General features: G+C 28.8%; 18 protein-coding genes. 8 read left to right on the plus strand and 10 right to left on the minus strand.

All coding sequences use genetic code 11. The features are described from left to right. Position 1: 1 nt before the first annotated feature. Genes Q4586_RS10895 through Q4586_RS10910 form a run of 4 tightly spaced genes read right to left on the minus strand, consistent with a single transcriptional unit; the run spans position 2 to position 4,440 of the window. Positions 2–1,186, minus strand: a complete 1,185-nt coding sequence (locus tag Q4586_RS10895) for a glycosyltransferase family 4 protein (RefSeq protein ID WP_303528964.1) — start codon at positions 1,184–1,186, stop codon at positions 2–4. A gap of 6 nt (positions 1,187–1,192) precedes the next feature. Beyond that, positions 1,193–1,711 (minus strand): methyltransferase domain-containing protein, encoded by a 519-nt coding sequence (locus Q4586_RS10900; RefSeq protein WP_303528966.1) that lies wholly within the window; start codon positions 1,709–1,711, stop codon positions 1,193–1,195. 30 nt (positions 1,712–1,741) lie between these two features. After that, complete coding sequence (locus Q4586_RS10905; RefSeq protein WP_068706123.1) at positions 1,742–4,159, minus strand: YfhO family protein; 2,418 nt, start codon at positions 4,157–4,159, stop codon at positions 1,742–1,744. A gap of 2 nt (positions 4,160–4,161) precedes the next feature. Next, positions 4,162–4,440, minus strand: coding sequence for a DUF4834 family protein (locus Q4586_RS10910; RefSeq protein WP_245662356.1), 279 nt, complete (start codon positions 4,438–4,440; stop codon positions 4,162–4,164). Positions 4,441–4,586: 146 nt separating this feature from the next. Here Q4586_RS10910 and Q4586_RS10915 point away from each other — a divergent pair, with 146 nt between their 5' ends. The 7 genes from Q4586_RS10915 to Q4586_RS10945 all read left to right on the plus strand — a co-directional run bounded on the left by Q4586_RS10915 (position 4,587) and on the right by Q4586_RS10945 (position 11,868). After that, positions 4,587–5,969 carry a transporter gene (locus tag Q4586_RS10915; RefSeq protein WP_303528970.1) on the plus strand — a complete coding sequence of 461 codons (1,383 nt, stop codon included), beginning with the start codon at positions 4,587–4,589 and terminating at the stop codon, positions 5,967–5,969. 18 nt (positions 5,970–5,987) lie between these two features. Continuing rightward, positions 5,988–7,106, plus strand: a complete 1,119-nt coding sequence (locus Q4586_RS10920) for a GTP cyclohydrolase (RefSeq protein WP_068706119.1) — start codon at positions 5,988–5,990, stop codon at positions 7,104–7,106. Beyond that, complete coding sequence (locus Q4586_RS10925) at positions 7,106–7,816, plus strand: 16S rRNA (uracil(1498)-N(3))-methyltransferase (protein ID WP_303528971.1); 711 nt, start codon at positions 7,106–7,108, stop codon at positions 7,814–7,816. Before Q4586_RS10920 ends, Q4586_RS10925 begins: the two co-directional genes overlap by 1 nt. A gap of 142 nt (positions 7,817–7,958) precedes the next feature. Then, positions 7,959–9,002 (plus strand): helix-turn-helix domain-containing protein, encoded by a 1,044-nt coding sequence (locus Q4586_RS10930; protein ID WP_303528972.1) that lies wholly within the window; start codon positions 7,959–7,961, stop codon positions 9,000–9,002. Positions 9,003–9,281: 279 nt separating this feature from the next. After that, positions 9,282–9,923, plus strand: coding sequence for a DUF4159 domain-containing protein (locus Q4586_RS10935; protein ID WP_303528973.1), 642 nt, complete (start codon positions 9,282–9,284; stop codon positions 9,921–9,923). Then, positions 9,907–10,818, plus strand: coding sequence for a bile acid:sodium symporter family protein (locus Q4586_RS10940; protein ID WP_303528975.1), 912 nt, complete (start codon positions 9,907–9,909; stop codon positions 10,816–10,818). Before Q4586_RS10935 ends, Q4586_RS10940 begins: the two co-directional genes overlap by 17 nt. Positions 10,819–10,821: 3 nt before the next feature. Next, complete coding sequence (locus Q4586_RS10945; RefSeq protein ID WP_303528977.1) at positions 10,822–11,868, plus strand: lysophospholipid acyltransferase family protein; 1,047 nt, start codon at positions 10,822–10,824, stop codon at positions 11,866–11,868. Here the strand turns inward: Q4586_RS10945 and Q4586_RS10950 are convergent. The 4 genes from Q4586_RS10950 to Q4586_RS10965 are packed head-to-tail and all read right to left on the minus strand — an operon-like array spanning position 11,849 to position 17,039. After that, entirely contained in the window at positions 11,849–14,770 is a 2,922-nt protein-coding gene (locus Q4586_RS10950; RefSeq protein WP_303528979.1) for a serine hydrolase domain-containing protein, read from the minus strand. The genes Q4586_RS10945 and Q4586_RS10950 overlap by 20 nt on opposite strands. 59 nt (positions 14,771–14,829) lie before the next feature. Beyond that, positions 14,830–15,315, minus strand: a complete 486-nt coding sequence (locus Q4586_RS10955; protein WP_303528981.1) for an ABC transporter ATPase — start codon at positions 15,313–15,315, stop codon at positions 14,830–14,832. Positions 15,316–15,344: 29 nt separating this feature from the next. Then, positions 15,345–16,172: a 3'-5' exonuclease gene (locus Q4586_RS10960; protein ID WP_068706103.1), complete on the minus strand. Its 828-nt coding sequence runs from the start codon at positions 16,170–16,172 to the stop codon at positions 15,345–15,347. 12 nt (positions 16,173–16,184) lie between these two features. Beyond that, a complete protein-coding gene (locus Q4586_RS10965; protein WP_303528984.1) occupies positions 16,185–17,039 on the minus strand; it encodes a PPK2 family polyphosphate kinase in 855 nt (284 codons plus the stop codon). A 145-nt stretch (positions 17,040–17,184) separates the two neighbouring features. On the opposite strand from Q4586_RS10965, the gene Q4586_RS10970 reads away from it, so the two are divergent. Beyond that, the gene (locus Q4586_RS10970; RefSeq protein ID WP_303528985.1) at positions 17,185–17,694 is read left to right on the plus strand and encodes a flavodoxin family protein; all 510 of its coding nucleotides are present in this window, start codon (positions 17,185–17,187) and stop codon (positions 17,692–17,694) included. A 40-nt stretch (positions 17,695–17,734) separates the two neighbouring features. Here the strand turns inward: Q4586_RS10970 and Q4586_RS10975 are convergent, their stop codons facing one another. Together Q4586_RS10975 and Q4586_RS10980 are read right to left on the minus strand one after the other, a co-directional pair. Then, positions 17,735–18,655 (minus strand): AraC family transcriptional regulator, encoded by a 921-nt coding sequence (locus tag Q4586_RS10975; protein ID WP_303528986.1) that lies wholly within the window; start codon positions 18,653–18,655, stop codon positions 17,735–17,737. Between the two features lie 8 nt (positions 18,656–18,663). Beyond that, the gene (locus Q4586_RS10980; RefSeq protein ID WP_068706093.1) at positions 18,664–19,014 is read right to left on the minus strand and encodes a hypothetical protein; all 351 of its coding nucleotides are present in this window, start codon (positions 19,012–19,014) and stop codon (positions 18,664–18,666) included.

Consider the following 19,014-nt stretch of genomic DNA (forward strand, 5'->3'; position numbering starts at 1 on the left):
ATTATAAATTATTGTATAAATCGATTAATCCTTTAGATGTTTTATCCCAAGTAAATTCATTTTTAACAAAATTCTCTCCGTTTTCACCTAATTCTTCCCTTAAAGTAGGATTATTATATAACGTTAAAACTTTATCCTCGAAATCTGCTACATTTTGTGCCTCATGTACCAAACCTCCATTAATTTTTTCAATTAAATTTTTCTGAGCAATTGCGTTACTTACCAATAATGGTTTTGCCAAACTCATATATTGAAACAGCTTATTTGCATATGCTACATCGTGCTGAATATTACGTTTTAAAGGCGAAATACAAATATCACTTGCCTTTATATAAGACGGAAATAACGAGACATTTTGCCAACCTTCAAAATCGACAAATTCTTTAATATTTAATTTTTCAACTTCTGCTTTTAATATGTAATCGGTCGTATTTTCACCAACAATTACCAATTTAATAGTCGGAATTTGTTCTTTTAATTTTGCAATAGCTCTTATTGCCGTTAGTAAACCTCTACGAACATGGGTATCTCCTAAATAAAGAATTACAAAATTTTCTTTATACTTTTTGATGATTCTCGTATTCAGTTCAAAGGAGTCGTAAAAAGATTTACGAATCGTATTGGGTACTAAAACCACTTTATTTTCAGCTATTTTAGTTCTATCAACCAACTCATTCACAAACTCTTGAGAAACAGTAATTACTTTATCAGCTTTTTTAATAAACGCCTCTTCTTTTCGCTTCCATTTTTTAGGAGAAATGATATATTTTCCTGGAAATTTCTGTAGATGTGGATAAAACTTCATCACCTCTGGCATATTATCATGCAAATCTAAAACCACAGGTAATTGCTGCTTTTTATTTGCTAAAAAAACTGCTTCAGCGATTCGAATATCATGAATATGAATGGCTTCAATCTTATTTTTAGATAAAAAATCAGCAATCTTCTTTTTCATCAAAAATGAATAAAAAGGAACGGTGTATGCTAAAGCAGATAATTTATATTCTAATTTATTAGATTGGTATCGCTTAACATAAATTTGGTTGATCGTTTCTTCCTGCTGATCTCCTCCATAAGTCAAACAAAATAAAAACACTTCGTGCCCTTTTTTTATCAACTCTATCGCTTCATTTTCTACACGAGGATCTGGCGGAAAAACCTTATCCAATATCATTCCTATTCTCATCTACAACTACTTTCTTTCTGCGTAAACAGCATAATATCTCGGGATAAATTTCCTTAATATCGGTCTGAAACCTATTTTATTAACCGGGCTTGTCCATTTTTCTGAATCAACAATATTCCAGTCCGATTTTTCTAGTAACCAATCAAATTGCCAGTCTTCAAATTCATGATAATGCCTGTCCCACACATCCGTTTTACTTCTGTAGGCATTTGCGAACCATAGTTTTAACGGAACTGTAGTAATTAGCTTTGTACTTTTTATTGCTTTTAAAATATTTAATGGCGCTAACATGTGTTCGAAAATCTCAAACGATGTTACTGCGTCTACTTCGTATTCTTTTACAACATCTGTAATAAAATCTAAATCTTCTCCTTTGGTATTAATCACAGTATACCCATGATTTTCCATAATTTCTGTAAACCTATTTCTAGTACCTAAATCTAAAATAGTTGCTGGTGCTGGTAATACTTTCTCTAAAAATTTTATCGTATGGTTATACCTTTTTTGAGGATAATATGCTTTCATTAATTTTATTTAAAAAATTTATAACTAAATTTATTGTTGCTGTTTTTTGCGAATTACAAACCAGCCAATCGGAATTAGCAATAATAACGCATAACAAAATAATGTAATTATATTTCCGTTTCGTATTACAGTTGGCTCGTACTTAAATACAACTTCGTGTTTTCCTTTTGGTATATTCATACCTCTAAGTACATAATTCACCTGATAATGTTCAGTTTTAACGCCATCTAAATAAGCATTCCAACCATCTTTATAATAAATTTCTGAAAATACAGCAAACTGATTTTCTTGCGTAGCTGTTTTATAAACTAAGGTTGTAATATTATTTTTAATTAATGAAATTGTAGCTGTTGAATCTTTTTTAAATATATTATTATAATCCATATATCCTTGTGGACTTCTTTTTAACTCTCGTCCATTAATTACAGCTGATATTTTAGTATTTAAACTATCTAAAGCAAGTATCTCTTCATTTGCTGAACTTACTATTTTTAACGTATTAACAAACCAAGCATTTCCGTTTGCATCGGTATTTTCTTGAAACTTATCTTCACCTACAATAACGTATTTTGTATTCAACATATTTAATACGTTTATGTTATTTTTTGCGATTTGATAATCAAATAACTCTTGATAACGTTTCATTTTAGCGGCGTGATAACCACCAATCGAATTATGAAAATATGATGTTCGACCATCTTGCATTGGGTTACCTGCAAAATTAGCTACACGATAATAACTTTTATCTTTTAAAATATCTTTATCAGCCTTAGTTGGTGTAAATGGTTTTAACACTCTTCTTGCCGATGTAAAATCTTCTTTATTTACGTATTTAATATCCACCGAAACCAAATCGAAAACAATTAAACTTCCTAAAATAATTAAAACCGGAACTTGTTTTAGTTTTCCTTTTAGATAAAACCACAACAAAGCTGCTGCACCTAAAATCAATAAAAATGAGCGAACACTATCGTTAAATAGCATTGTTTTTCTATCAGAAATTAAGGCATCTATTAAAGTTGGTAATTCTTGATATTGGCCATCTCTTAATCCTTCAAAAGCGAATAAACTAGATCCGAATATCGCAAAACCTAAAGTAATTCCGCCTAAAACATAAAATGCCTTTTTTAGCGCATCTTCTTTTTCTTCGGATGTAGGTTTTGATGAAAAGAAATCTCGTAAAGCGATAATTCCTAATAACGGCACACATAATTCGGCTATTACTTGAATAGATGAAACCGCTCTAAACTTATTATACAATGGTACGTAATCAATAAAAAAGTTTGTAATAACTGAAAAATTTTTCCCCCAACTTAACATAATTGAAAAAATAGTAGCCGCAACTAACCAATTTCTCAAACGTCCTTTTACTAAGAAAACACCTAAAAAGAATAAAAAAAATAAAATAGCACCAATATAAGCTGGTGCTTCAACAATTGGTTGAGTTCCCCAATAGGTTAATACCTGACTTGAATAATCTTTAGCGACACTTTTACCTGCGTTTTGTTCTAAAACTTGATAAAAGTTAGAATCTTCTCCTAATTTTTCAACTGTTCCTCCTCCCATAAAACGAGGAATTATCAAATTAAAAGTTTCCGCAATTCCGTAACTATATTCGGTAATGTACGATTTTTCTAATCCTGTAGATTTTTCTTTTGGTGATCCGTCGGGAGTAATCGTTAATTCCGATTTTCCACGCGTACTAAAATCACCGTATTCTTTCATTGATAATAATCGAGTAGAATTTACTCCCAAGCCGATAAACATTGCAACCAATAATACGGCTACTTGTTTTGCAAATACTGGTAATGTTTTGGTTTTAAAAGCTTCTATAAATTCTACAATTGCCAATATCAACAAACAAAAACCTAAATAATAAGTCATTTGTGGATGATTTGTGTATACCTCTAAAGCCATTGCCAAGGCTGTAATTACAAATCCGACTAAATATCGTTTTCTAAAAACATATAAAACTCCTGCTATTACCATTGGCATATACCCAATTGCATGTGCTTTTGCATTGTGACCAGCCCCAAAAATAATAATTAGGTATGTTGAAAACCCGAAGGACAAACTTCCTAAAATAGCAAGTTTCCAATCTACTTTTAAAGCTGTAAGTAATAAGAAAAATCCTAAGAAATATAAAAATAAGTAATCTGCTGGTCTTGGTAAAAAGCGAATTGCTTTATCTATATAACGCACAAAATCATTCGGGTAATAAGCACTAACTTGGTAAGCTGGCATACCACTAAAAGCATTTCCTAACCAATATGGCTCTTCGTTATTGGTAATTCTATAATCTTTTACCTCTTTCGACATCCCTATAAATTGGGTAATATCGCTTTGTTTTATTCGTTTTCCGCTTAAAACCGGATTAAAATACAATAGTGAAATAATTGCAAAAACAATGATTGTTATTGCATACGGAATCATTTTTTTATAATTCATGCTTAATCTATTTCTTCAAAATCAACATATTCGCCTACCGAATTGTTACTTTGTTTTGTGGTTTGTGGCTTTTTATCTACAACAGTTTTACCTTCATCAACAGTACTTTCTTGTTGATTATTGTACTGTTGTGCTGCTTTCTTTTGAACTTTATCTACCGCTTTTTTTAACAAATAAGGAGCAAATAACTTTACTAGAAATTTAAGCACGTAATAAACAAGTATAATTATTAATATGGTTCTTAAAAAATTCATAGGTCCAGCTTCATTTATATATGTCATCTTAACTTTTAATAAAAAATTAATCAAAAATAACAATTTGAAGCAAAAGGAAGCGTTAAGACTTTACAAAACTTATATTATATAGTAATTTGTATTTTATGTATGTTTGTACTAATTGTATTAATTGAATTAATTGAATTTATAACATGATTAAAAAACTTTTTTTATTTATTGCTTTTTTCTCAACCTTGGCTATAAACGCCCAGTACACAACGGTTATAAACTCAAATATGCCTGGTTTTTCTGAAAGCCCTTATAGTGTTGGTTCAGATGTTTATCAATTTGAAAGCAACCTGTTTTTTAGAAATATAAATGCTACACCTACTTTTAGTAATCCACAAGCAGTAGGTTTAGGACTTATGTTTAGGACGAGTTTCTTTTCTGAAAAGTTAGAATTTAACTTAAAAACCAGTTTTCAAAGCGATAAAATTGCTTTTAAAAACGTTTTTGAATCTTCATATAATAAATTTGGTTTAGGTCAGCTTACTTTAGGCGCTAAGTATTTAATATATACACCCACCTATAATAACAAAAAAGAAGAAATTAGAAGTTGGAAAGCAAGGCATTCTTTTGATTGGAAAAGATGGATTCCGCATGTTGGAGCCTATGCCGGACTTAACTTTGGAAGCATATTAAACACACCTCATAAAAAAGGAGGTATTAGCCCTAAAGTAGGAATTTTACTTCAAAACGAATTTTCAAATCAATTAAATTTAGTTACCAATATTCATTATGATTATATAGGCACTGATTTTTCTGAATTTTCATACATTATAACTGGTACTTATAATTTTAATGATTATTGGTCTGGTTTTGCTGAATGGCAAGATACCTTTGAAAAATACGAACGTAAAAACAATATTGGTGTTGGTGCTGCTTATTTATTTAACGAAAACATGCAGTTTAATGCAGCTGTTAGAACTAACTTTATTCAGGATGAAATAGGTTTTCAAACCAGCATAGGAGTTTCGTACAGATTAAACAGGCATCGCGACAAATTTTTAGAAGTTGATGAATTTGGTAATAAAATTGAAGAACAAAAACCTACAAATTACACCGAAAACAAAGGCTTTTTTGGTCGTTTGTTTGATAAAATTAAAGGTGTTTTCAAAAAGAAAGACAAACATACTGTTACTGTAAAAGAAGGCGAAAAAGAAGAAAAAATAACAGTAGAAAAGCCAAAAAGAGAACGTTCTAAATCATTGGTTGATGTAATTGTTAAAGAAGATATAAAAGAAAAGAAAAAAACAACTAAAGCTGAAAAGAAAGCCGCTAAAAAAGCTAAAAAAGATGCTGAAAAAGCTATTAAGAAAAAAGAAAAAGAACGTTTAAAGCTAGAAAAAAACATTAAAAAAGAAGAAGAAAAAGAAGCTAAACGTAAAGAAAAAGAACGTCAAGAAATTGAAAAAAATCTTTTAAAGGAAGCAAAACGTAAAGAAGAAGAACGTTTAAAACTAGAAAAAGAAATAAAAAAACTAGAAGAAGATTTAAAAAAGGAAGAAGAAAAAGACAAGAAGAAGGATAATTAAAAATCTTACATTTGCTGTATGATTAAAATCAAAGAAATAACATCAAAAAAGGAAATGAAACAATTTGTTAAATTTCCTTTTTCTCTTTATAAGAACAATAAAAACTGGGTACCACCTATTATCAAAGATGAAATTGATAGTTTTAACCCTGATAAAAACCCTGTTTTTGAGCAAGCAAAAGCAACCTTTTTAATCGCCTTAAAAGACCAACAAATTGTAGGGAGAGTTATAGCGATTATTAATACCTACGAAGTTGAAAAACAACAAATAAAAAAAATACGTTTTGGTTGGTTTGATGTTATTGACGATATTAAAGTAACAGAAGCATTACTTAATAAAGTTAAAGAAATTGGTCTTAAAAATAACTTAAAATATATTGAAGGTCCTATTGGTTTTAACAACTTAGATAAAACAGGAGTACTTGTTGATGGGTTTGACCATATTGGTACTATGATTACATGGTATAATCATCCGTATTACTCAAAACATTTTGAGCAGTTAGGCTACAAAAAAGAAAAAGAATATTTAGAAAACAAATTTCTTTTTAAAAATGTTGATGCTGTAAAATATGGTAAAGCGAGTAATATTATTCAAAAAAGATATAACTTAAAGCCTTTAAATTTTACTACAACCAAAGATATAATGCCTTATGTTGATGAAATGTTTGAATTATTTAGTAAATCATACGCTAAATTATCAACATTCGTACCTATTTCAGCAGCACAAGTAAAGCATTTTAAAGAAAAATACATAAGTTTTATCAACCCAGAGTACATCAAGTTTGTAGTTGATAAAAACAACAAACTAGTAGCTTTTGCAATTGTAATGCCTTCTTTTTCTAAAGCTTTACAAAAAGCTAAAGGAAAACTTTTTCCCTTTGGTATTTTTCATTTACTAAATGCCCGTAAAAACTCAAAAGATGTTACTTTTTATTTAATTGGAGTAGCTCCTGAATATCAAAACAAAGGGGTTTTTGCCATTATTTTTAAAGAATATTCTGACACTTTTTCTAAAAAAGGGATTATAAATTGTATTAGAACTCCTGAGCTAGAAGACAATGAAGCCATTCATAAAATTTGGAAAGATTTTAATCCAACAATACATAAAAGAAGAAGAACCTATAAACTCGATTTATAATGCAGTTATTTTATAATCCAGATATTACTCCTGAAACCAAACAAATCAAGTTTGAAAAAGAAGAAAGCAGGCATATTGTTCGTGTTTTAAGAAAAAAAGAAGGTGACACTTTACATATAACTAATGGTGGTGGTTTTCTTTTTTTTGTAGAAATAACTATTGCTAGTGACAAAAAATGCCTTGCAAAAGTTATTAAGTATGAAGAAAAACCTAATAATAGAGATTATTATTTACATGTAGCAATCGCCCCTACAAAAAACAATGATCGTTTAGAATGGTTTTTAGAAAAAGCTACCGAAATTGGTGTTGATGAAATTACACCAATCATTTGTGATAATTCCGAAAGAAAGGTTGTAAAACTTGAGCGATTGTCGAAAATCATTCAAGCTGCAATGAAACAATCACTACAATTTACATTACCCAAACTTAACGCTCCAATAAAATTTTCAGATTTTATAAAACAAACCTTTACAGAAGAAGTGTTTATTGCACATTGTGAGGATAATATTGAGAAAAAAACATTAAAAAACATCGCTACTAAAAATTCAAAATACACAATTTTGATTGGTCCAGAAGGAGATTTTTCATCTAAAGAGATTGAAAAATCATTAGCCGTTAATTTTAAACCTATTTCGTTAGGTATAAATCGTCTTCGTACAGAAACAGCTGGTTTAAATGTAGTGCAAAATATTGCTTTTATAAATCAATAACTGTTTTTTTTGTATATTTCGTTCAAAATATCCCTCATTGAACTCAGCGACTTTATTTAATTTTTTTTTAATCTTTAGTGCTTTAATTGGTTTTACTTTTAGCTTTATTCTTTTTTGTTCTAAAAATGGAAGAGAAAAAAGTATGCTGTATTTAAACCTCTTAATAATATCGATTTCACTAAATAACATTCAATCTTGGGCACTAGAAAAACAATTATTTCAACATAAATTTTCTTTAGATTATTTGCAAATACCTTGGCATTTTTTAGCAATGCCATTTTTATATATGTTTTTAATTAATTATTTAAATGTATCAAAAAAAGCATTTAATATTTTAAAGATTATAATTCCTGTATTTTTAGTTATAATAATTACTCAAATCACATTCGTGGTAAGCCGTGATGATGTTTATCCACAAGTAGACATTGATTATATTTATGAAAAATACACCTCTTTTGAAGAGATCTTTAGTTTAGTAGTTTCTTTTTCTATTTTCATCTATTCATTTTACATATTGCATAAAAAAGAGCGAATTTTTTCTAAAATAGCTTCTTTTGACAATTTAAAATGGTTGTTTACTTTTTTTAAGTTAACCGCTATTGGCTATACTTTATGGATTATTGCTTTAATTATTAAAGTAAAAATGAACTATACTGGGTTCATCTTTTCATATTATCCGCTTAGAATATACACTACTATACTTATATATTGGCTAGGTTACCAAGGATTACAACAAATAAGAATTTTAAATGAACGTAAGAAAATTAGAAAATCATTACTAATTGATTTAGATGAAAATAAAACAGAAACTATTGATATAAACACTAAAGATTCTCCTTCTGAAAAACAAAAAAAACAATTTTTAGAAATTGATAGCTTCATTACAAAAAACAAAAAATTTTTACTCCCTAAATACACGTTAAAGATACTTTCTAATGAAACCAAACTAAGCTCTAGTACGCTTTCTTTAATTATTAACAACATTGCTCGTAAATCTTTTACAGATTACCTAAACCAAAAAAGAATTAAACAAGCTAAGTTGCTTTTACTTGACTCTGATTATAGTAATTACACAATTACTGCCATCGGGCTAGAATGCGGGTTCAATTCAAAATCTACATTTTATACTGTATTTAAAAAACAATGTGGCTGTACTCCTGTACAATTTAAAAAACAAAAAAATTAATATATAAAAGAAAAAAAAGAGTTCGGAAACACCCAGATTGGACGTTTTCGAACTCTTTTTTAATATTCTTTTTTTAGATTTGTAATAGAGTCTATAATTTAAAGCTAGAGAATTTTTGAAGGGTTTTTCTATTTTTAAAGTTATAACTTCAAAAAAAAACATTGAAACTCGTTTCAATATTGAAAAAGAAGAAGACTATACATTAAAAACACTAATAGTAATATTAGTGTTTTTTTATTGTTCTTTTATTATCTTGCTTTTCATAACTTAAATTACCTAATGAAAAGCTTTATACTATTTTTTTTACTTATAAATTATTCAGTGATTTTTTCTCAACAAATTGCTGTTTTAAAATATAACGGTGGTGGCGACTGGTATGCCAACCCTACCTCACTAACTAATTTACTACAATTTTGTAATAACAATATAAATACTGCGGTTAACCAAAAGGTTGCTACAGTTACTTTAGAAGATGATACCATTAATAAATATCCAATTGTTTTTGTTACTGGTCATGGAAATATATTCTTTACTGATAACGATGTAAAAAACCTTAGAAACTACTTAATTTCTGGCGGATTTATACATATATCAGACAATTATGGCCTAGATAAGTATTTAAGAAGAGAGTTAAAAAAGGTTTTTCCAACATTAAAACTGCAAGAAATACCTAATAACCACCCAATTTATAATCAAACATTTTCTTTTAAAAAAGGCATGCCTAAAATTCATGAACACAATAAAAAACCTCCTCAAGGCTTGGGGCTTTTTTATAAAAATCGATTAATTATTTTCTATGATTATGAAAGTGATTTAAGTGATGGATGGGAAGATGCTGAAATTCACAACAACCCGAAAGAAATAAGGATGAAATCTTTAAAAATGGGAGCAAATATTATTGAATATGCTTTTAAACATTAATAACACACAAATAGACAGTATTAAAATAAATTTTGATACAGATGGTTTATGGCTTCTAAACATTGCAATTGCTATTATTATGTTTGGTGTTGCATTGGGCATAAAAATAGACGATTTTAAACGTCTTTTAAAAAAACCTAAAATTGTTTTTGTTGGTGTGTTATCACAATTTATTTTGTTACCTGCTGTAACATTTATTGCAATTATTTTAATACAACCACATCCTAGTTTTGCTTTAGGAATGATGATGATTGCTGCTTGTCCTGGCGGAAATGTATCTAACTTCTTTAGTAAAATGGCTGGAGGAAATGCCGCTTTATCTGTAAGTTTAACTGCCTTTGCTACATTAATATGTATTTTTATGACTCCTATAAACTTACATTTTTGGGGAAGTTTATACAAACCTACAAATACAATTTTAAAAACGGTTGAATTAAATCCTTTCGAATTATTTAAACTAGTATCCCTAATACTAGGAATTCCTTTAATAATTGGTATGATTATAAAACATTATCATGCTGAAATGGCTGAAAAAACAGAAAAGATATTAAAACCACTTTCTATGACTGTTTTTATTATTTTAATTGTAATTGCTTTTTCTCAAAACCTAACTATTTTCACAAATTATATTCATTTAGTCCTATTTTTAGTTATTTTCCACAATGTTTTAGCTTATTTTCTTGGTTTTTTTACTGCTAAAATTTTTGGTTTAAACAAGGCTGATAGCAAAACAATTGCTATAGAAACTGGAATTCAAAATGGCGGATTGGGATTATTATTAATTTTTGGTTTCTTTGAAGGGCTTGGTGGCATGGCATTACTCGCTGCTTTTTGGGGTATTTGGGACGTTTTTTCAGGAATGATACTTGCAACTTATTGGGGAAGAAAAAATTAGTATATGAGAACATTTTTATATTATTTATTAAAAGTATACGTGAAAACAGGTTTGTTTTTTTACTCAAAAAAAACAACTGTTTTGGGCTTAGAAAACATTCCTAAAAACGAAGCTGTTCTTTTTACTGCTAATCACCCAAATGGCTTAATTGACCCTTTATTTATCGCAACACATATAAAGAGAAAGACTCATTTTTTGGTTAGAGCTGCTGTTTTTAATAATCGATTTTTAGCTTATTTTTTCGATTTATTAGGCATGATGCCTGTATATCGCATAAGAGATGGGATAAAACAACTTTCTAAAAATGAAGAAATTTTTAACAAGTGCCAAACTATTTTAAAAGAAAACAAAACGTTACTTATTTTTCCTGAAGGCAGTCATTGTAAAGATCGATTTATACGACCCTTAAGTAAAGGTTTTACTCGAATTGTTTTTGGCACCTTAGATAACTTCCCTACTACTAAAATACATATTATACCTGTAGGAATCACATATCAAAATGCTTCCTCTTATCCCTCAAAAGTTACTTTAAACTTCGGAAAACCTATTTTAGCTAATACTTATTATGATAAAAACAACATTACTAAATCTGTAAAAACAATAAAACAACAAGTAACAAATCAATTAGAAAGTTTAAGTGTTCACATAAACAACAATGAAGAATATCACGCTAGCTTACAAAAACTAAATAAAGCACAAATAGACTTTACATATGTTAATTATGTAAACAAAATTATTAAAACAACACAATTTATAAAAGCAAAAAAACGTAGTAAAAACTACGTTTCTTTCTTATTTTATATACTAATTATAAATAGTATAGTGCCTTATTTAATTTGGAAGCTAATAAGTAAAAAGATAACTGAAATAGAATTTATCGACACGTTTAGATTTGCTTTAAATATCGTGCTCTTTCCTTTATTTTACCTTTTGCAAAGTTTACTTATTAGCTATTATACAGATTATAAAATGGCTTTTATTTACTTAACTACATCAATACTAATAGTACTTATTTACACCAAATTAAGTACTACTCCGACATCAAAATAGCTTCTTGAATATCTTTTTGAATTTTGGTACGTATGTTACTTTTTACCAATCCTCTATTTCGCATTGTAGGATATATTCTGTTAGATAAAAAGACATATACAATATCAGTTGCAGGATCTGCCCACGTATAAGTTCCTGTAAAACCACTGTGACCGAAACTTTTATCTGAAACACAACCACAAGTTGCTTTTACCTTAGGGTTTAGTTGTGGTTTATCAAACCCTAAACCTCTACGTACTTTTTTATTTTCATAATAACGTTTATTAAATTTTTGTACAGTTTCTGCTGCCAAATACCTTGTGCCTCCATAGGTTCCTTCTTGCAAATACATTTGCATTATTTTACCAACATCATTTGCATTTGAAAACAATCCGGCATGCCCTCCTACTCCACCAAGCATAGCCGCTCCCATATCATGCACATAACCATGTACTAATTGGTTTCTATAGTATGTATCTCTTTCAGTGGGTACTATTTCTGACTTTCTAAACTTTCTAAGTGGTAAATAACTCGTTCTGTTAGCACCTAAAGAGCTATAAAAAAAATCATTTGCTAACTTGTTAAGTGGTTTTTTATATTTCTTTTCTATGATTTCTTTTATCATATAATAACCTAAATCACTGTACTTATACCCGACTCTTTTTCGTTGTTCAGAATCTACAATATGTTTATATATTGAGTCTTTATAACTTTTATTTAAATATAAATTTCTGGCTACTTTAATATTAAAATTACCTGTTCGTTTTTTTCTATAATATTTTACTGAATTTTTTCCTGTTTCTTCATCTCTTGTATTCATATAAAAAGGAATCCAAGAACGTAACCGCCCATAATGAGACAATAATTCTTTTATTAGCAACGTATCTTTATTAGAATCTTTATACCTTGGTAAAATATCACCTAAACTAGAATACAAACTTAACTTTCGCTCTTCTTCGGCTTTCATTACCATAGGTAAAGATGCTAATATTTTGGTTAAAGAAGCTAAATCATAAATATCAGAGTTTCTTACTGCTTTTTTTTTTGCTAATGTATGGTATCCAAAACTTTTATTATAGATAACTTTTCCGTTTTTAGCAACAAAAATTTGACCACCTGGGGCCATTTTTTCTTGTAAAATAGTATCTATCCGTTTATCAATTATTGATAATTTTTCTGATGAAACTCCCGCTTCTTCAGGAATTGTATATTGAAAAACACCCGTTTCTTTTACAAAAACACCGGTTCCTTCTTTAAATTCATTTTTGATAGACACTGGTAATTTTCCTTTCATATCAAAAGCGCCAAATAATGCTTGCGCTGATAATTCTTGCGATAATTTACTATTTTGATATGATACCACAACTCCTTCAATATTTTCAAACGATTTTACTTGTAGCAAACTGTACGGACTTGTAAATACATCTAAAATGACTTTCTTATTTTTTGCTATTTCTTGTAGCCAAACTAAGTTTTTGTTCGAAAATTTATACCCTTTCCATGGATGCTTGTTAGATTTATGAAAACCTACAATAACCAAGTTATATTTTTTTAATTTTTGGCTCAGTACACTTAAATACTTATCTGAAACTACATCAACTGATGTGTAATTTTTTAACATCTTTACAAAAGCTCCGCCTTTCGCATCTCCTAAAGCGACGTAAGCTATTTTTTTGTCTTTTAAATTCTTAATAGGCAAAATAGCTTCTTTATTTTTTACAACTGTAATTGCATTTTTAATTAATTTTCGATGTAAAACCTCATCATAAGGCGAATTAATGTATTTTGAAATATTTGTTGTTTCAATTGATTTATATGAATTTAAACCAACTAAATATTTTGCTTTTAATATTTTTTTTACTGAATAATCTAATCGCTCTTCTGTTAATTTCCCTTCAGTTAAAGCTTTTTTTAGTAATCTTACCGAACCAGGAACATCTTGTGGAATTAATAAAATATCGTTCCCTGCTAAAACTGCTGCCACATCTATTTGTGCTGGTGTTGAGTAATTAGCAGCTCCTTTCATATTTAATCCGTCAGTAATTATCAACCCTTTAAAACCTAGTTTTTCTTGCAATAAAGTTGTAACTACATTTTTTGATAATGATGACGGTAATTTTTTATTAGGTTCTAATGCAGGAATACTTAAATGCGCGGTCATAACACTAGCAACACTTTCTTTAAATATTTTTTTATATGGATATAGCTCTATTGAATCTAATCGTTGCTCGTTAAAATTAATAGTTGGTAAAGTATGATGTGAATCGGCAGCTGTATCTCCATGCCCAGGAAAATGTTTTGCGTTTGCCAACACTCCTACACTTTGCATACCTTTGGTAAAAGCGATTGCTTTTTGGGTTACATTTTCTTTATTTTCACCAAAAGATCTATTTCCTATAATTGGATTTTTAGGGTTTGTATTAATATCTACTACCGGAGCAAAATTTATATGAATTCCCACTCTTTTACAGTGTTCTCCTATTCTTTTTCCTGTTGCTTCTAACAGTTCATTATCTTGAATTGCTCCTAAAGTCATGTTCCAAGGAAAACGATAGGTGTTTTTTAAACGCATATCCAATCCCCACTCACCATCAAAACCAACCAACAATGGTACTTTTGCTATTGATTGGTATTTATTATTTAAAGCAACCTGTTTTTCAGGAGTACCTTGCATAAAAATAACATTTCCAACATGATATTTTGTAAGCATATTGGTTATAAAATTTTCATGCTTTTTATCTTTATTTGAATAGGCTTGTATCATAAATAACTGTCCAATTTTTTCATCAATCGACATATTATTCATAATACTATCTACCCATATTTTTTGATTTTCTGTATCCTTTGCTAACAACGGATCTATTTGTTGCGACTGCAATGTTTGTATAAAAGCTATCGCTATTATGATAAATATCTTTTTCATCTATTTTTTTCTTCTCTTTTCAAAATAATATTGCTCTTCACAATATTTAAAATCAATTGTTATACCAAAAATCGTTTGTGCCAACTTTTATCAGCAGTTACTTCCCAGTTGGTTTCAAAATCTTCTTTGGTATTTACCATATTATTAAACACGGTAGTTTTTGATGTTATTTTTTTGTCTTTTATTAATTGCTGAAAATCGGGTAGTTTTACTACATTAATATTTTCATCATCTTTAAAAGATACATTCATTTTATTCATTAAATCAATTCGAAGTTCTTTTTCTAACTCTTGTATAAAACGCACTGATGAATCGATTGAACAGCCTGACACATTATTAAAACCTTCATCAACACCTAATACTAAAAACTGATTGTATTTTATGGTAAATGATCCTTTTAAATCATCGCCATGTCGTGTCCAATTATCAATAAAAAGGATGGCTTTGGCACAAATATATTCTACTTCTTCTATGGTAAACTCTCTGTCCGCTTGATAAATCCAAACTCTTGAATTGTTTGGTAAATTATTATATTCTGTAAACATTTTTTTCTTTTTTAATTTGATACTAAAAATTACCTTAAATTAAATTTTTGCTGCAAAGCTTCTAATTTTTCTTTGTCAGACATTTTCTTTTTAGGTACCGCCATGCGTTCTTTAATTTCACGTAATACTTTTTTGGTGTATAACGGAAAATCGGCATTTTGTATCCAAGCATTATACCCTGGGTTTTCTTTAAATACTTCTTCTACTGTACGTCCTTTATATTTACCGAATGAAAAAATTTCTTCATCTTTATCATTCATCAAAATAAAACCTGCAAAATCGGCTCTTTTACCGTGTGTTGAGTATTCACTTAACGCATCAACAGTGTTTTCAATGTCGTCATATTTGTCTAACTGTGCTAATAAAATTTCATAGGTAGCGTTAGTATCAGCTTCTGCACCATGGGCTCCTACTAATTCTTTTCCACAATAAAATTGATAACCAGCGCTTAAGGTACGTTGTTCTTTTTTATGAAAAATTACCTGAACATCAATCGCTTTTCTATTTTTCATATCAAAATCGATGCCTGCACGCATTAATTCTTCCGCTAAAAGCGGGATATCAAATCGGTTTGAATTAAATCCTGCCAAATCACAACCTGTAATCATTTCGTTTATACTTGGTGCTAATTCTTTAAAAGTTGGTTCATTAGCTACTTTTTCGTTGGTTATTCCATGAATTTCTGACGATTCTTTTGGAATCGCTACTTCTGGATTTACCAACCATGTTTTACTTTCTTTATTTCCGTTTGGAAATACTTTTAATATTGATATTTCTACCACTCTATCTTTTGCTATATTGATTCCTGTGGTTTCTAAATCAAAAAATATAATTGGTTTTGTTAAGTTTAATTCCATCTTTTTTGGCAATTATTCGTTATTTAACTGAGCTTTAAACTCGTTTATTTTATCTAAATCCTTTTGTGCTAATGTTGGCTCTTTAAAACCGTACTTTTTTAAGGCTTCACAAATTGTTTTACCTACAATATATCGTGCTGTAGGTTTATCATCTGCAGGCACAACATACCAAGGTGCATAATTTGTTGATGTTCTATTTAATAAATCTTGATAACACTCTTGATATTTATCCCACAATTTACGTTCTTTTAAATCGCCTGAAGAAAATTTCCAGTTTTTTTCTGGAATATTTAAACGACGTAACAACCTGTTTTTTTGTTCATCTTTTGATACATTTAAAAAGAACTTTAAAATAATGGTACCACTGTCTGAAATATGTTTTTCAAATTGATTGATTCTATCCATTCTAGCATGGTAAAATTCATCATTTAAATCATCTAAACTTTTAACTGTAGGTATATTTTCTCCAAAAATATATTCAGGGTGCACTCTTGTTACCAATACATTTTCGTAATGTGTTCTGTTAAACACTCCTATTTTTCCTTTTGCAGGTAACGCTATATAGTGTCTCCATAAAAAATCGTGTTTTAACTCTAAATCTGTAGGCACTTTAAAACTATGTACCACTACTCCACGCGCATTTACATCTTTAAATACCTCACGAATTAAACTATCTTTTCCTGAAGTATCCATTCCTTGCAAGCAAATTAACATACTGTATTTACCTTCGGCATACATAGTACCTTGTAGTTTACTAATTTCTTTTCTTACTTTTTTAAGTTTCTTTTTAGCATCTTCATCAACTTCTTTTGTTTTAAAATTTGTTAATGTTGCTTCGTTAAAAAACTTATAGGTATCTACATTCATTTATTCAAGTTAATTTATAGCATAAAAATACAAAAAATATCTCCTTTTACGATTGATTTTTTCTTGATAATCATCAATTTTTACAATCAAATATTAAATATCTTTTTTATATAAATTCTGAAATTTATACGCTAAATAAAAACCAATGAATAAAAAAGTAATTATACAAGGAAGTTCAAAAAGTAACGGTAATACAAATACCGTTGTTAACTATTTAAATAAAAACAATGATTTTGATATTATTGATTTAAAAACTAAAAAAATTGGTGCTTTTGAGTACGATTTTAGTAATGCTAATGATGATTTTATTCCTTTAATGGAAATGATTATTGAAAAGTATGATACTATTATTTTTGCTACTCCTGTATATTGGTATGCAATGAGCGGAGTTTTAAAAACTTTTTTTGATAGAATGTCTGACCTTTTACATTATAAAAAAGAATTAGGCAGAAAATTACGAGGAAAAAACATGGCAATGATAAGTAATTCTGGTGCTAACGATTTAAAAAACGGATTTGAAATGCCTTTTATTGAAAGTGCAAATTATTTAGGCATGAACTACCTAGGAACAACCCATGCTTGGTTTACTGATAATGGCACAGACATTAGTTCGGAGGCCAAAAAAAACATCACTAATTTTAGAAAGCTAATTTAGCTAAAAAGGTCTTTCATAAAATAATGAAAGACCTTTTTAGTTATTCTACAGGTATACAAATATCTACAATACACTTTTTCTCTGGATGCTCTTCTGGATTGTTATAATAAATACCAAACGGATCTTGAATTGCTTTTTTATAACCGTGTTCACTCATCCAAACAAAACTACTTTCCCATGCTTTTTCAAATTCGTTAACCGTAATTTCAAAACGAGAAACAACACATTTTAATGCTGCTTGTGTTCTTAAATTTACTTCTCCTGCTGTTTCTACTTTCTTATTTAAAGTCATACAAGCACTCATACGTACTTTATCTGGAGCTGTTATTTTAGGACTATCGTGATAAATGGTTACCATTCTTAAATTTTCTTGTTCCATTAACCCTCTAGGAAAAGCCCATTGCATTAACCTACCATAGGTTTGGCTAATTAAATTTATATTTCCTTGATGATTTATGTACGCTAATTGTAATTCGGATACAATTTTAACTTCAGTATTTGCATTCATTTTTAGCCATTTTAAAGCGTTATTTACATTACAAATATATTGTTCAAAATACGTTTCCATTTGTCCGTTCTTGCTTTTTATTTTACAAATTTTGCTAAACTTATGTTTACTTTCTTTCTTAAATTCAAGAGGACTCATGCTATAAAATTTTTTAAATGCTCTTGAAAAAGAAGATAAACTTGTAAACCCAACCATTTCTGAAATTTCTGTAACCGACATTTCTTTTTTGTGCAATAAAAATGCTGCGGCTTTTTCTATTCTTTTTCTAACAATAAAATTATTTAATGTTTCGCCAGTTACAACTGAAAAAAGACGGTGAAAATGAAATGGAGAAAAATATGCTTTTGATGCTATTTCTTTTAAAATTAATTTTTCTTGTAAATGCTCTTCAATATAAGTAATCGCCTTACTTATTCTTACAACTGTTTTTGAAGTTATTTTTTCAGAAGTCATTTTTACCTTTACTCTTTTTTTTGAAGAACCATAAATACAAAACCACCTACAAAATACAAAACCGCATCTATTATATCAGCGGTATACCGTGGATGGAATTTAGGTAATATGTACTCAAATAACAGCGCATATAAACCACAAATATATAAAACAATCCAAATAGGTATTTGATAGTTTTTATTTTGCTTACTCCATCTTAAAAAAATTAAACAACTAATTAACAAAATTGGGATTATTAAAAAATCATTCAGATAAAAATTAATAATTTTTGGAAGTGATAATTTTAACTTTTGAGCAAAATACACAGTTGTTCCTAAAAACAATGAAAACACAAAGTAAACATATATTGCTTTTTTCAT

Source organism: Tenacibaculum soleae (assembly GCF_030549005.1).
Classification (GTDB): domain Bacteria; phylum Bacteroidota; class Bacteroidia; order Flavobacteriales; family Flavobacteriaceae; genus Polaribacter; species Polaribacter soleae.